At 72.0% G+C, this 13,868-nt stretch carries 13 protein-coding genes; 7 read left to right on the top strand and 6 right to left on the bottom strand.

Going from position 1 to position 13,868, the window contains the following annotated elements:
- Positions 1-110 precede the first annotated feature (110 nt).
- From KIT14_03795 to KIT14_03785, 3 genes are all read left to right on the top strand, one after another.
- Positions 111-1,415 carry a hypothetical protein gene (locus KIT14_03795; protein MCW5889653.1) on the top strand — a complete coding sequence of 435 codons (1,305 nt, stop codon included), beginning with the start codon at positions 111-113 and terminating at the stop codon, positions 1,413-1,415.
- Positions 1,416-1,417: 2 nt separating this feature from the next.
- Entirely contained in the window at positions 1,418-2,032 is a 615-nt protein-coding gene (locus KIT14_03790) for a response regulator transcription factor (protein MCW5889652.1), read from the top strand.
- A gap of 137 nt (positions 2,033-2,169) precedes the next feature.
- Complete coding sequence (locus KIT14_03785) at positions 2,170-3,642, top strand: sigma-70 family RNA polymerase sigma factor (protein ID MCW5889651.1); 1,473 nt, start codon at positions 2,170-2,172, stop codon at positions 3,640-3,642.
- A 27-nt stretch (positions 3,643-3,669) separates the two neighbouring features.
- Here the strand turns inward: KIT14_03785 and KIT14_03780 are convergent, their stop codons facing one another.
- The 4 genes from KIT14_03780 to KIT14_03765 all read right to left on the bottom strand — a co-directional run bounded on the left by KIT14_03780 (position 3,670) and on the right by KIT14_03765 (position 8,195).
- The gene (locus KIT14_03780) at positions 3,670-4,068 is read right to left on the bottom strand and encodes a hypothetical protein (GenBank protein MCW5889650.1); all 399 of its coding nucleotides are present in this window, start codon (positions 4,066-4,068) and stop codon (positions 3,670-3,672) included.
- The gene (locus KIT14_03775) at positions 4,068-4,982 is read right to left on the bottom strand and encodes a phosphotransferase family protein (protein MCW5889649.1); all 915 of its coding nucleotides are present in this window, start codon (positions 4,980-4,982) and stop codon (positions 4,068-4,070) included. Before KIT14_03775 ends, KIT14_03780 begins: the two co-directional genes overlap by 1 nt.
- Positions 4,983-5,046: 64 nt before the next feature.
- Positions 5,047-6,048 (bottom strand): hypothetical protein, encoded by a 1,002-nt coding sequence (locus KIT14_03770; GenBank protein MCW5889648.1) that lies wholly within the window; start codon positions 6,046-6,048, stop codon positions 5,047-5,049.
- Between the two features lie 23 nt (positions 6,049-6,071).
- A complete protein-coding gene (locus KIT14_03765; GenBank protein MCW5889647.1) occupies positions 6,072-8,195 on the bottom strand; it encodes a bifunctional aldolase/short-chain dehydrogenase in 2,124 nt (707 codons plus the stop codon).
- A gap of 77 nt (positions 8,196-8,272) precedes the next feature.
- On the opposite strand from KIT14_03765, the gene KIT14_03760 reads away from it, so the two are divergent.
- Entirely contained in the window at positions 8,273-8,683 is a 411-nt protein-coding gene (locus KIT14_03760) for a nuclear transport factor 2 family protein (GenBank protein MCW5889646.1), read from the top strand.
- A 9-nt stretch (positions 8,684-8,692) separates the two neighbouring features.
- On the opposite strand, the gene KIT14_03755 is transcribed toward KIT14_03760, so the two are convergent.
- Both KIT14_03755 and KIT14_03750 read right to left on the bottom strand, forming a co-directional pair.
- Positions 8,693-8,926 carry a hypothetical protein gene (locus tag KIT14_03755; GenBank protein ID MCW5889645.1) on the bottom strand — a complete coding sequence of 78 codons (234 nt, stop codon included), beginning with the start codon at positions 8,924-8,926 and terminating at the stop codon, positions 8,693-8,695.
- Between the two features lie 68 nt (positions 8,927-8,994).
- Positions 8,995-10,809: a hypothetical protein gene (locus KIT14_03750; protein MCW5889644.1), complete on the bottom strand. Its 1,815-nt coding sequence runs from the start codon at positions 10,807-10,809 to the stop codon at positions 8,995-8,997.
- Positions 10,810-10,971: 162 nt separating this feature from the next.
- Between KIT14_03750 and KIT14_03745 the strand changes: the two genes are divergently transcribed.
- From KIT14_03745 to KIT14_03735, 3 genes are read left to right on the top strand one after another with little or no spacing between them, the layout of a single operon-like run.
- Positions 10,972-12,192 carry an acyl-CoA dehydrogenase family protein gene (locus KIT14_03745; protein ID MCW5889643.1) on the top strand — a complete coding sequence of 407 codons (1,221 nt, stop codon included), beginning with the start codon at positions 10,972-10,974 and terminating at the stop codon, positions 12,190-12,192.
- 4 nt (positions 12,193-12,196) lie between these two features.
- Positions 12,197-13,285, top strand: a complete 1,089-nt coding sequence (locus tag KIT14_03740; GenBank protein ID MCW5889642.1) for an acyl-CoA/acyl-ACP dehydrogenase — start codon at positions 12,197-12,199, stop codon at positions 13,283-13,285.
- Entirely contained in the window at positions 13,285-13,863 is a 579-nt protein-coding gene (locus KIT14_03735) for a gamma carbonic anhydrase family protein (protein MCW5889641.1), read from the top strand. The genes KIT14_03740 and KIT14_03735 overlap by 1 nt, the downstream gene beginning before the upstream one ends.
- Positions 13,864-13,868: the final 5 nt, after the last annotated feature.

The raw sequence follows: 13,868 nt of genomic DNA, 5'->3' as shown, positions 1-13,868 counted from the left end.
GCCCCGGCGGGGGACCCGCCGCCGCCTCGCCCCGGCCGGTGGGCAGCCGGACGGTCGAACCCGGTTGCCGCGCGGCGCCCGGGCACGGTAACTCCCGCCCTCGACGCCCGATGCCGCCCAGCCTCGAGAGGCTCCGCGAAGACACCACGCCGCTGCTCGTCGATCGTGCGCGCGCGGGGCTGTGGCTCTGCCTCACGTCGATCTCGCTGTTCGCGATCGCGGATCAGTTCGTCTATCCGACGATCGTCGCGCAGCTGTACGGGGTGAAGAGCATCCAGATCGCGACGGCGATCGCGGCCTTCGGCGCGTTGCACGGCCGCCCGAGCCGCCGCCGCGCCGTCGCCACGGCCGCCGTGACGGTCTCGATCCTCTGCATCACGTCCGCCTGGTCGGGCGTCATCACGCACGACGCGGCCACCACGCCGGTGCTCCTCGTGGTCCTCGCCATGGGCGCGGCGACGCTCCTGCCCTGGGGCATGGGACCGCAGCTCGTCGTGCTCTTCGTCGCGCTTGCGAGCACGCTCTGGAACCAGCGCGTCGTCACCGGCTCGCTCGACCTGACCGGGCTCCCGGTGGCGCTCGTCATGGGCTCGATCGCCGCGCTCTACGCCGCCTACGCCTCCGAGCGCTACCACCTGGAGCGCCGGCGCGCGGAAGAGGCCGAGGCCGAGGTGCGCGCGCGGCAGCATCAGGCCGAGCTGGCGCAGGCGGCGCGGCTCAGCACGCTCGGCGGCATGGCGGCGGGCCTGGCCCACGAGATCAACCAGCCGCTCGCCGCGATCGTCAGCTACGCGCGCGGCTGCGCGCGCCGCATCCAGGTCGGCGACGCCCGGGACGCGGCGTTGCTCGAGGTGGTCGACGAGATCTCGACGCAGGCGCTGCGTGCGGGCGAGGTCCTGCGCCGCATCCGCGAGTTCGTGCGGCACACGCAGATGCCGCGTCTCCGCGTCGACCTGAACGCGCTCGTGCGCGAGGCGCTGCACTTCGCCGCCGTCGAGGCGAACGAGCTCGGCATCGCGCTCGAGCTCGACCTGGCCGACGAGCCGCTCGACGTCGAGGCCGACGGCATCCAGATCGAGCAGGTGATGCTGAACCTCGTGCGCAACGGCTTCGAAGCCATGGCGCAGACCGCCGGCGAGCGCCGCCTGCGCATCCAGACCCGCGAGACCGACGACGGTGCCGCCGAGTTCGCCGTGCACGACACCGGCGAAGGTGTCGCCGCGGCGATCGCCGGCCGTCTGTTCGATCCGTTCTTCACCACGCGACGCGATGGGCTGGGGCTCGGGCTCGCGATCAGCCGGACGATCGTGGAAGCGCACGGCGGCCGGCTGTGGACGACGCCGAACGATCCCCGCGGCTCCACGTTTCGCTTCACGCTGCCCGCGGTATCGGGCAACGCAAAGGACGCGGCCTGATCATGCCGACCGACCCCACCGTCTTCGTCGTCGACGACGATCCGGCCATGCGCGATTCGTTGCGCTGGCTGCTCGAGTCCGTCGGGCTCGCCGTCGTCACCCATGCGACCGCCACCGACTTCCTCGGCGCGCGCGACCCGGACGCGCCCGGCTGCCTCGTGCTCGACGTCCGCATGCCGGGCATGAGCGGCCTCGACCTCCAGACCGAGCTGGTCCGCCGCGGCGACGAGATCCCGACCATCGTCATCACCGGACACGCCGAGGTGCCGATGGCGGTGCGCGCGGTGAAGGCGGGCGCGCTCGATTTCATCGAGAAGCCGTTCAGCGATCAGCTGTTGCTGGACCGCGTGCGCCAGGCGATCGACGTCGACCGGCGGCAGCGCGAGCAACGCGCACGACGCGACGAAGCCCGCCGGCGGGTGGCGCTGCTGACGGCGCGCGAGCGGGAGGTGATGGACCTCGTGGTCGCAGGCCGCGCCAACAAGGAGATCGCCGCCGCGCTCGGTCTCTCGCCGAAGACGGTGGAGGTTCACCGCGCTCGCGTGATGGAGAAAATGGATGTCGATTCTCTAGCCGAGCTGATTCGCGTGGCCCTCCAGGCGGCCGGCGATCGCTGACGGACGCGTCAGAAGAATGGGTCAGGGAAAACCCCTATTGCGATCGGGAATCGTCTGAATTGCTCCGCGGTTAGGTGCCGTGTCAGTGGGGTGGTCCTACGCGGAACGTCCAGGGATTGTCAGGCACATCGCATCAGGTGACCGACGAGCGGATCGACGTCTTCGCCCACGTCGCCGCAGCCTCCGACGAGCTGATGCTCGACGAGACGCCGGAGCCGATCGCCGACCAGAGCCTTCTGCCCCCGGCCACGGACGACGACACGGATGTCGACGCCCCGCCGGCCCGCAGTGACGCCGGCGCCGAGACGCACCGCGGCATCGAGATACTCGACCCGGTACGTCTCTATCTTCGTCAGGCCGGACGCTCGCGTCTGCTGAGCCGCGACGAAGAGGCGGCGGTCGCGCGGACGATCGAGCAGGCCGAGCAGGATCGCGACCGTCTGGTGCTCGGGTCGCCGTTCGCGCTCCGCTGGGTGCTCGACGCGGCCAACGCACTGCGGCAGGGCACCATCTCCGCCGACCACGTGCTCGCACCGGTCGAGGAGCCGAGCGCCGCCAAGGCGATCGAGCGACGGCGCCTCTTCCTGGCCCGCGTCTCGCGCCTGCGCCGCCTCGTCCGCGAGCGGGCCGCCGCCCCGGCGCGACGTCGTACCGCTCTCGGCGAGCGCGTGGACCAGGCGATGCTCGGGCTCGGCATCGCGCGGAGCCACGTCGACCGCCTGGCGACCGACCTGCGGCGCATGCACGCGTCGGCGGACCGCGACCTCTGTCTGGCCGACGTCGACGTGCGCGGGATGCACCGCTCGCTCGAGCACACGGCGGGCCTCTCGCCGGAGGCCCTCGGCCGCCTCGTCGCCGGGGTGGAAGACGCCGAGGCACGCGCCCGGCAGGCGCGCGAGTCGCTCGTCGAGGCCAACCTCCGTCTCGTGGTCTGGGTGGCGCGGCGCTACATGCACCTCGGCCTCCAGCTCCTCGACCTGATCCAGGAGGGCAACATCGGCCTCATGCGTGCGGTCGAGAAGTTCGACTGGCGGCGCGGCCATCGCTTCTCGACCTACGCGACCTGGTGGATCCGCCAGGCCATCACCCGCGCGCTCGCCGATCAGGCGCGTACGATCCGCGTCCCCGTCTATCTCGGCGAGCTCATGAGCAACCTCGCCGGCGCGGCCCGCGGCCTCGCACAGCAGCTCGGGCGCGAGCCCGGTGCCGACGAGCTCGCGGGTCGCATGGGGCTTCCCGAGGACGAGGTGCGCTGGCTGCTCCGCGTCGGCCACGAGCCGGTGTCGATCGACGAGCCGCTCGGCCCCGGCGACGACCGCCAGCTCGCCGACACGATCGCGGACGAGGACGCGACGGGGCCCTCCGACGTCGCCACCCACAGCAGCATGCAGCGCGCGATCGCGAGCGTGCTGCAGACGCTCTCGCCGCGTGAGGCGCAGGTCCTGCGCATGCGCTTCGGCATCGGCGAGCGCACGGATCACACCCTCGAGGAGGTCGGCGCGCGCTTCGCCGTCACACGCGAGCGCGTCCGGCAGATCGAGGCGCAGGCGTTGCGCAAGCTGCGCCACCGTACGCGGGCCATGCTGCTGCGTCCCCTGTACGACGACTGACGGGCTGGCCCCCGCCCCGCCGGCCTGTCAGCCGGGCTTCGCCGATCCGTAGCGGGGGTTCGCGACCGCGAGCTTCTCCTCGGTCGTCGCGCGCAGGTGGGCGCGCACCGCCTCGCCGAACGGTCCAGCGTCGGCGTCGCCGGCGCGAATGCGCTCGGCGAGACGTTCATTCGCCCCGCGCACGGCGTCGCGCAACGCCGCCAGCGTGCCGTCGTGCGCCGCTGCGCCGAGAAGCGACGCCAGCCGTGCGTGCTCCGCGCGCAGGTGCGACTCGCCCTGCGCCATCTCGCGCTCGACGATCGACAGCACGTTGGCCGCGACCAGCGCGTGGAATCGCCGTCGGCCCTCGAGCTGCGGCAGGAGGTCGTCCTCGAGAAACGCCCGCACGGCGGCGAGCAGCTCGGCGGCGGAGGGGCGGTCCTGCATCAGGCTCCCATCAGGTCGAGTAGCTCGAGCTCCATCTCGACCGTACGGCGACCGAGGCTCGCCAGCTCGACGTTGCGCACGCCGTTGAGGAACGTCTGCGCCTGCATGATGCAGATCACCGCCCACTTGAGGTTGCCGAACACCTCCCACCAGCGCGCCACCGCGGGATCGACGGCATCGCCGCCGGCCGCGGCGTAGGCGGCCCAGAAGCGCTCGCGGTCGCAGAGCCCGCCGACGGGACGCTCGTCGGCGCCGAAACGCCACGAGCGCACGCATAGCCAGCCGACGTCCTCCATCGGGTCGCCGAGATGCGCCAGCTCCCAGTCGAGCACCGCGCGCAGGCCTTCCGGCCCGAACAGCACGTTGCCGATGCGGTAGTCGCCGTGGACCAGCGCGACGCGTCCCGCCGGCGGCAGGCGGCGGCCGAGCCAGCGGATCGCCAGCTCGAGCACCGGGTGCGGATCGGGCGCCATGCCGTGCAGTATCTGCGCGAAGCGCTCGAGCTCGGCCTCGGCCGGCGTCGCCCCCTCGACGGGACGCGCGAGGCCGGCGTCGGCGCCGGCGTCCATGCGGTGGATCGCGGCGAGCGCCTGCGCCAGCTGCTCCGGCAGCGCCGCGCGCGCGCCGGCGTAGGCCTCGTCGCGCAGGAGCCGGCGCGCGAGCGCCTCGCCCTCGACGAAGTCCATGAGGAAGAAGGACGAGCCGAGAATGGCGGGATCGTCCTCGCACCAGTGGACGCGCGGCACCGGCACGCCCGCGTCGGCCGCGGCACGGAGCAGCTGGAACTCGCCCTGGCGGCTCGACTCGATGACGTGTCCGGGCGGATCGCGGCGCAGGACGAGCCGGCTCGGGTCGGTCCCCGCGAGGGTCACGAGCCACAGCTCGCGCGACGCGCCGCCGGCGAGCCGGCGCACGCCCTCGATGCGGGCCGCGTCGCCCAGCTTCGGCCGGAGATACGCGGCAAGCCGCTGCTGCAGCTCAGCCGACGTGGTCGAGATACTCCGACCAGCCGTAGCCGACGCGGTCGCCCCATCTCCACTCGGTGAGGCCCTCGGCGATACGCGTGGTCACGCCGTTGCGGCGGTTGCGCAGCGGCACCATGGCGAGCACGCGGCCCTCGACGATCTGCGGCGCGCCGCCGTCCCCGGGCTGGAGCGTGGCGCGCAGCGTGCGGTGCAGGCTCTCCTCGCCGAGCTCCGTCTCGACCTCGACCGACGCGATGAACCGTCCCTCGACGCCGGGCTCGTAGAGAAACCCGCCCTGCACGACGCTGCCGTCGCGCTGCACGGTGCGGGCGGCGGCGATGCCCGCGTCGAGGCCGAAGTTCATCGTCAGCCAGCGGTAGTGGTCGGGCGCCTGCCAGTAGCGCGGTCCCCACGAGCGGTCGCGCAGGCCGTAGCCGTCGATCGCCGTTTCGACGCCGTCGAGGACGAGACGGCCGACCGCATGCCCGTGCTGCTCGAGGTGGCCGCGCGCGAACTCCTGCCCGGCGCGCTCGCTCCTGACGCTCACCCACCGGCCGTCCGCGTCCTGCTGCCGCGGCTCGCCGCCGTGGGCGCGCGCGACGGCCGTGTACGTCAGCTCGAGCGTCGCCGGGACGTGCGGGTTCTGCGTGAACGCGGCCTTCGGATCGAGGAGCTCGAGCGGCCGGGCGAGGAGGCAGACGTTACCCTCGTAGCGGATGCGGTGCTCGCGCATCGGCGCCCGCACCTCGAAGCGCAGGCCGCCGCCCTCGAAGCGCGCGTTGTCGGCGATCTTCGGGCGCGCGTACATGAAGCCGACGTGGCCGTCGGGGAGGTACAGGCAGATCGTCATCTCGGCGTAGTGCTCGTTCGGGCGGTTGCCGAGACGCACGAAGCCGCCGAGACGCGCGCGCGGATCGTAGAAGTTGTAGTAGGCGCTCTCGTTGTAGTTCTCTTCGCCGGTGTTCGGGTGCATCAGGTCGTCGGCATCGAGGCAGACGAGTCGCGCCTTGGCCATCTCCAACTCCTCTCGCGGCTCCGTCAGCGGGGGAAGGCTTCGAGGACGCCGCCGTCGACGGGGATGACGGCGCCGGTGGTCGGCGTCTGGTTCGAGGCGAGGAACACGACCGCGTTGCCGACGTGCTCCGGCAGCACGCGGACGCGCAGCAGGTTGCGCTGGCGGTAGTAGTCCTGCAGCTCGCTCGGATCCATGCCGCGCGAGCGCGCCCGCGCCGGCCCCACCTCGGCCCACAGCCCCGACGGCCGGCTGCCGTCGCCGAAGACGGCGTCGGCGTTGATGAGGTTCACGCGGACGCCGATCGGCGCCAGCTCGAGCGCGGCGACGCGGCCGAGCTGGTGCGCGCCCGCCTTCGACGCGCTGTAGGCGCCGAAGTCTGCGCCGGGCGCGAACACGTTCTTCGACGAGTTCACGATCACGTTGCCGCCCGTGCCCTGGCGGCGCAGGAGCCGGGCGCCCTCGCGCAGCACGAGGAAGTAGCCGACGGTGTTGACGTCGAGCACGCGCCGGAACGCCGCCGGGTCGAGCTCCTCGATCCGGCTCACGTGGGCGACGCCGGCGTTCAGCACGAGGACGTCGACGCCGCCGTAGCGCCGGCAGGTCTCGGCGAAGCCCGCCACCACCGAGTCCTCGTTGGTGACGTCCATCGGGATGCCCGTCACGAGCCCCTTGCCCTTGGGGTCGAGCTCGCGGCACCCGGCCGCGAGCCGCTCGGCGTCGATGTCGGTGAGGACGACGTGCGCGCCCGCGGCGACCAGCTGGCGGCAGATGCCGAAGCCGATCGCGCCGACGGCGCCGGTCACCAGCGCGACCTGGCCGGCGAGCGGCGGCTCCTTCGCCTTGCCGAGCTTCGCCTGCTCGAGGACCCAGTACTCCATGTCGAAGAGGTCGCCGTCCGAGAGCGCGGTGTAGCGGCCGACGTCGTTGGCCACCGCCTTCGCGCGCACGGTGTGCTCGGTGATGTCGGCGGCGATGCGCGCGTCGGCCTTGGTGCGGCCGGCGGTGAAGATGCCGACGCCGGGCACCAGCACCACGCGCGGCGTCGAGTCGAGCTTCGTGACGCGGCCGCCGGCGCGGCCCTTCTGCGCCTCGACGTAGGCGTCGTAGCCCTCGCGGAACTGGCGGACCGCCGCGAACACGCGCTCGCGCAGGGCCGCGTCGTCGTCGAGCGGCAACGACGGCTCGAGCACCACCGCCGTGCCCTTGGTGCGGATCACGTGGTCGGGCGTCAGCGGGCTGGTCGCGGCGAGCGCCGCGGTGTCGGGGCGGGCCAGGTGGCGCAGCGTCGACTCGTCGACGCGGTAGTCGAGCACCCAGCGGCGCCACGGGCGGTCGTCGTCGCCGCTCGGCTCGGCGAGCGCGCTGCGCAGCACCGGCGCCAGGCGCGCGGCGGCGGCCTTTGCGCGCTCGAGGTCGACCGTCACCTGCACCGTCGTGCGCGCCTTCGCCTTCTGCTGCTTCGCCACGAAGCGCTCGGCGCGGTCGACGCCGGCGATCATGCGCTCGTACGCGGTGCGGGCGTCGTCGGCGAAGGTGAAGAGGCCGTGGTTCAGGAGGACCAGCCCCTCGACCGACGGGTCGCGCTCGTAGACCTCGGCCGCGAGCTTGGCGAGCGCGAAGCCGGGCATGACGTAGTCGACGACGCTCCAGCGCGGCCCGAACGCCTCGCGCACCATGGCCGCGTTCTCGCCGGGCGGCTGGTTCGTCACCACGAGGGCGATGTCGGCGTGGGTATGGTCGATGAAGCGGTGGGGCAGGAAGGCGTGCAGCAGCGTCTCGACCGACGGGTTCGGCGCCCCGGCGTCGAAGAGATGCGTGCGCAGCTGATTCACCATCTCCTCGTCGGAGAGCGACGGCAGCCCACGCAGGCGGCGGAGGTGGCGGAGGTCGACCGCCGGCAGGCCGGGGGGCTCGATGGAATCGAGGTCCCAGCCGCTCCCCTTCACGAACAGCGCCGGGATATCGTCGCCGACGAGCGTCGTCACGGTGCCCTTCAGCGACGTGTTGCCGCCGCCGTGCATGACGAGGTCGGGGTCGCGCCCGATCAGGCGCGACGTATAGACGCGCAGCGCCAGCTCCTCGCCCCACGTCGGCGCGAAGCGATCGCGGAATTCCTCGGCTTCGCGGTCCGACCAGCGACTCTCCATGTCCCGTCGAGACTAGGCGGGCTTGCGGCGCCTTTTCAAGCTGCGCTAGTCCCAGGCGCACTCGCGAAGGAGGTCCCGTGGCCGCACTCACCGCCGACGATCGTCTCGCCATCCAGGAGATCATCTCCCGCTACTGCTGGATCATCGACCACGGCCGCTGGGACGAGATGCCGGGGCTGTTCACCCCCGATTGCGTCCTCGACTTCGGCAGCCTCATGGGACGCCACGAGGGGCACGACGGCGTGCGCACGCTCGCCGGCATGATCGGCGGCACCGGCCTCATGATGCGCCACTACGTGACCAACGTCGTCATCGAGGGCGACGCCGAGCGCGCCCAGGCCGACACCTACGTACTGGCGCTCACCGGCCCCGGACCGGGCAGCTTCATGCAGACGACCGGCCGCTACGCCGACGACTTCGTGAAGCGTGACGGTCGCTGGCTCCTGCACCAGCGCGTCGCCGTCATCGAGATGCCCGGCGCGCGCTGAGCGCCGGCGTCACTCCTCCGCGGTCTTCTTCTTGCGGCCGGAGCCCGGAGGCCGGCCGGGGCCGCGCTTGCCGACGGTGCGGGGGCGGCCCGGGCCGCGCTTCTTGCGCCGGCCGTTCGTGGTCGCCTTCTTCGCCGAGGCCTTCGATCCCGTGAGACCGGCGAGCAGACCGGACAGCGCCGTGCCGACCTCCTTCTTCACCATGTCCCGGATGACGGTCACGAGGCTCTTCTGTCGCGGCATGCAGACCTCCCTTGGGGCGATGCTGTCGGCGTCGTAGCCCAGTCCTTCCGATCGTACAATCCCGCTCGTCACCCGAGCAGCAGGCTTTCGAGGAACACGAACAGCGAAAGCAGCACGAACAGCATCCCCAACGTGGGCGTCATCGCGCGAATCCACTGGAACGGGGTGTAATGCTCGTCGATATCGCGCAGAACGAACGCGTACGCGACGACGGATTGCGCACACCCGATGTGCGTCCAGCAACCGCCGAGCGCGTAGCCGGCGATCTGCGCCATCGCGAAGTAGTGGATGAGCTCGACCGGCAGATGCTCCAGCGCGCGGGCGGCGAAATCGGCGACGACGTTGTTGTCGAGCATGGCCGACAGCAGCGTGGCAGCGGTGAACTGGATCCAGGCGACGATCGCGGGGCCGATGGTGGCGATGCCCCGATCGAGCAGCGCTGCCATCTGCGCGAAGAATCCTGCCGCCTGCAGCAGCGTGATCGAGAGGAACAGCGGGAACAGGAAGTAGTACTCCGCGAACTCGTGCCGTGCCTCGCGCAGGGCGAGCGCGCGCATCCCCGGGAGACTCGCGATGCCGAGAAACGCCACCGCGAATCCGGCGAACGAAGCCCAGAACAGGGGCACGTGATGATCCTGACCGTGCCACACGAGGAGGAGCAGGAACGGCAGGAACGCGAGTCCGCCGACGCGCTGGGCGAGGACGCGCCGGCGACGGGTGGCTGCGAGCGCGGCCTCGACCGGATCGTCCGCGCGCTCCGCGGCGGCGCGGCCGCCACGGGCTTCCGCGACGTAGTGTCGGTCGAGCGCGCTCGCGAGGTCCTCCGTCAGGAAGCTGCCGAGGAGCCGCCGGCGCGTGCCGGCCTCCACGCCTTCCGCCACGAGCGCCGCCCCGAGGGGCTCGCCCCGGCGCAGGCGCGCCAGCACCGAGGCATGATGTGCACCCAGCGCCGCCGCGTTGCTCTCGACGTGCTCGACCGGGGTGGGCACGTCGCCGTGGCGCGCAGCCTGCAAGAAGCGCACGTCGGCGGCGTGGCGGTCGACGACGTCGAGGCCGGCGAGATCGACCTGCCGCCCGCGCAGCGCGCGGCGCAGGCTGAGCGCCACCACGACCCAGCTCGCCAGCGCGAGCGGCGCGCAGTAGCGCAGGAAGAAGGCGTCGTCGAGATGCGGATGCAGGTTGGCCTTCATGATGAGGTTCGGCGGCTCTCCGTACGCGAGCCACATCCCGCACACGGTCGTGACGACCGTGGAGATGATGACGGAGTAGATGACGTCGGGCGTCCCTGCGCGTGCCAGAAACAGGATGATGACGAGCGTACGGATCGTGAGCCCGATCATGGACACGCCGTCGAGGATGCCGGACGAGAACGCGACCAGCGCCGTGATCGCCGCCACCGTCGGCACGACCGCGCCGCGGAAGCGCGACAGCAGCGCGAAGCTGACCGTTTCCAGGAGACGCGTCTGGGAGATCACCGCGACGAAGTAGGTGAGCCCCAGAATGAACAGCATCGTGTGCGCGTGCACGATGCCGTCGAGCCCCTCGAGCGTGAGGGTGTGCTGCGCGAGCGCGCGCCAGAACGGCGTCCAGCCCTCCTGCGCGACCGTCGCCCGCATCGCGGACCCGGGCCACCAGACGCCCCAGAACGTCGCCAGCACGACGAGGACACCGCCGTAGGTGAGCGCGTTCTTGTCGATGCGCCAGCGGATCGAGCCGAACACGAAGAGGCCGAGGATCAGCGCGAACACCTCGGCGCCGAGGAGCCACAGCGGCAGCGGACCCAGCCGGGCGACGCCCAGGACGGCGAGCGCCGCCAGCACGCAGCCGGCGACGAACTTGGGCGAGGAGACGTCGACGGTTCCCGAGGCGGCGGACTCGCTCATGCAGGCATAGCTCCCGTGGCGATGGTGGCGGGTGACGTGCCGAGTACGCGCCGGCCGCCCGTCGGGCAAGCGTTCCGCCCGGTCGCGTGCGCTTGCCGCGCGAAGCGGCCCCGGGTTAAGCCAGCGAACGACCGATCGTCCGCCGATGGAGGTCCTGCGCCCGTGAATCTCAGCTTCAGTCCCGAATACGAGCGGTTCCGCGAGGAGGTGCGCGCCTTCCTGCGCGAGAACTGGACGGCCGAGGACGCGGCCGCCGGTCCCGACCCCGACAGCCCCATGGCCATGATGGGCGCCGGCATCCGCACCGACGAGCGCGCCACCGCGCTGCGCAGAAAGGCGATCGAGCGCGGCTACCTCTATCGCGCCTTCCCGCGCGCCTACGGCGGCTCCGAGCAGCCGCCCGACCCGCTTCGGGCGACGATCATCGCGGCGGAGTTCAAGAAGGCGAAGGCGCCGTTCGAGATCATGGGACAGGGCCCGAGCATGCTGGTCCCCACCCTGCTCGAGCACGGCACCGAGGAGCAGAAGCGCTTCTTCGTCGAGAAGACGCTGCTCGGCCACATCCGCTGGTGCCAGGGCTACAGCGAGCCCGGCGCGGGCAGCGACCTCGCCTCGCTGCGCACGAAGGGCGTCCTCGAGGGCGACCACTGGGTCGTCGACGGCCAGAAGATCTGGACGTCCAACGCCAACGACGCGCAGTGGATGTTCGCCCTCGTCCGCACCGAGCCGGAGGCGCCGAAGCACGACGGCATCACCTACATGCTGATCGACATGCAGACGCCCGGCCTCGACGTGCGCCCGCTGCGCCAGATGACCGGCGACGCCGACTTCAGCGAGGTCTTCTTCGAGAACGTGCGCGTGCCGGCGAGCAGCATCGTCGGCAAGCGTGGCCAGGGCTGGCAGGTAAGCCGCTCGACGCTGAAGCACGAGCGCGCCCTCATCGGCAGCGCCTCGCTCCAGCGCCGCACCTTCGACGGCGTCCTCATGATGGCCCAGGCGCTCGAGCGGGGCGGCCAGCCCGTCATCAAGGACCCCAACATCCGCGCCCGCATCGTCGACATCGAGGCGCGCATCGTCACCGCCGAGCGCCACGGCGACCGGCTGCTCACCATGGGCGCCCGCGGCGAGGACCCGGGCATGGCCGCGATGGTGACCAAGCTCTACGGCACGCAGCTCGGGTACGACGTCGCCAAGCTCGCGATGGACGTCATGGGCGACAAGCAGATGCTGTCGCCGGGCGAGCCGAACGCGCCGGCCATGGGCATGTTCACCGTCGCGTACATGTGGTCGCTCGGCATCCTCATCGCCGGCGGCGCCGCCAACATCCAGCGCAACATCATCGCCGAGCGCGGGCTCGGCATGCCCCGCGACCCGAGGAAGTAGCGTCATGGATTTCGGACTCTCCCAGGACCAGGTCCTCCTGAAGGACACCATCCGCCGCTGGCTCGACGACGAGTGCCCGACGACGCGCGTGCGCGCCGTCATGGAGTCGCCGGGCGGGCACGACCCGGCGCTGTGGCGCGGGCTCGCCGAGCTCGGCGTCGCGGGGCTGCAGATCCCGCCGGCGCTGGGCGGCGCGGGGCTCGAGCTGCTCGACGTCGCGCTCGCGGCCGAGGAGCTCGGCTGGGGCTGCACGCCGGGGCCGTTTCTCGCCTGCGCCAGCGCCGTCGCGGCGCTGCTGTCCGTCGGCGACGCCGAAGCCCATCGTCGCTGGCTGCCCGGCGTCGCGGCCGGCGAGACGATCGCGACCCTGGCCCTGGGCGAGGACGGCGACGTGTGGGAGCCGTCGCAGCTGAAGGTGCGCGCGGCGGGCGGCACCCTCGACGGCACCAAGGTCCTGGTCCCGGCGGCGACGATCGCCGACGTGTTCGTGGTCGGTGCGCAGGACGCCGACGGCCCCGGCCTGTGGACCGTCGAGCGCGGCGCCCCCGGGCTCACCGTCGAGGCCCTGCAGGCGACCGACATGACGCGGCAGGTGGGCAACGTCACCTTCGCGAAGACCCCCGCGACGCGCGTCGCGAGCGGCCGCAGCGCGCTCGATCGCGCCCGCGACGCCGCCGGCATCCTCCTCGCGGCCGACGCCTACGGCGGCTCGCGCCGCTGCATCGACATGACGACCAAGTACGCCCTCACGCGCGAGCAGTTCGGCCAGCCGATCGGCGCCTTCCAGGCCGTGAAGCACCAGCTCGCCGACCTCGTCATGGAGGCCGAGCCGTCGATGTCGCTGTGGTGGTACGCGGCGCACGCCTGGGACCACATCCCGAGCGAGGCGCCGCGCCACGCCGCGATGGCGAAGGCGCACCTCACCGACCTCTACGACCGCGTCACCCGCATCTGCACCGAGCTGCACGGTGGCATCGGCTTCACGTGGGAGTACGATCTGCACCTGTGGTTCCGGCGCGCCATCTTCGATCGCGCCTACCTGGGCTCGGCGACGTCGCACCGCCTGCGTGCCGCCGACCTTTCCGGGTGGTGATGTCGCTGCAGACGATCCACCCGAGCGCCTGGATCGCGCCCAGCGCGCAGCTCTACGGCGCGATCACCATCGGCGCCGGCTCGTCCGTCTGGCACAATGCGGTGATGCGTGCCGAGTGCCACGACATCCGCATCGGCCGCGCCACCAACGTGCAGGACTTCGTCATGATCCACGTCGCCTACGAGGGCGGCACGGCGATCGGCGACTTCTGCTCGATCGCCCACCACACGACGCTGCACGGCTGCACCGTCGAGGATGAGTCGCTCGTCGGCATCGGCGCGACGATCATGGACGGCGTCGTCATCGGGCGCGGCTCGATCGTCGCGGGCGGGGCCTTCGTGAAGGAGCGCACGATCGTGCCGCCGGGCTCGATCGTCGCCGGCGTCCCCGCGAAGGTGATCCGCCAGCGCGACTCGGCGCGCGAGAACCGGCTCAACGCCTGGCAGTACCACCGCAATGCCGCGCACTATCGCAGCGGCATGCATCGCGCCTGGGACGGCGACGAGTATCTCGCCTGGCTCCAGGAGATGCAGGCGGCGATCGCGTCGGACGCGGACCTGGCGCTTCCGCTCGACTGACGCAG

This window comes from bacterium (assembly GCA_026129405.1).
Classification (GTDB): Bacteria; Desulfobacterota; Binatia; order DP-6; family DP-6; genus JAHCID01.
The sequence above is the reverse complement of the archived record's forward strand: the minus strand, read 5'-3'. Positions and strand labels throughout refer to the sequence as shown.

What these genes read in the sequence shown, in the direction of transcription:
- KIT14_03770 (MCW5889648.1), bottom strand. Translation starts at nt 6,048, where the DNA reads ATGGCCAAGGCGCGACTCGTCTGCCTCGATGCCGACGACCTGATGCAC.
- KIT14_03790 (MCW5889652.1), top strand. Translation starts at nt 1,418, where the DNA reads ATGCCGACCGACCCCACCGTCTTCGTCGTCGACGACGATCCGGCCATG.
- KIT14_03780 (MCW5889650.1), bottom strand. Translation starts at nt 4,068, where the DNA reads ATGCAGGACCGCCCCTCCGCCGCCGAGCTGCTCGCCGCCGTGCGGGCG.
- KIT14_03735 (MCW5889641.1), top strand. Translation starts at nt 13,285, where the DNA reads ATGTCGCTGCAGACGATCCACCCGAGCGCCTGGATCGCGCCCAGCGCG.
- KIT14_03765 (MCW5889647.1), bottom strand. Translation starts at nt 8,195, where the DNA reads ATGGAGAGTCGCTGGTCGGACCGCGAAGCCGAGGAATTCCGCGATCGC.
- KIT14_03740 (MCW5889642.1), top strand. Translation starts at nt 12,197, where the DNA reads ATGGATTTCGGACTCTCCCAGGACCAGGTCCTCCTGAAGGACACCATC.
- KIT14_03755 (MCW5889645.1), bottom strand. Translation starts at nt 8,926, where the DNA reads ATGCCGCGACAGAAGAGCCTCGTGACCGTCATCCGGGACATGGTGAAG.
- KIT14_03750 (MCW5889644.1), bottom strand. Translation starts at nt 10,809, where the DNA reads ATGAGCGAGTCCGCCGCCTCGGGAACCGTCGACGTCTCCTCGCCCAAG.
- KIT14_03795 (MCW5889653.1), top strand. Translation starts at nt 111, where the DNA reads ATGCCGCCCAGCCTCGAGAGGCTCCGCGAAGACACCACGCCGCTGCTC.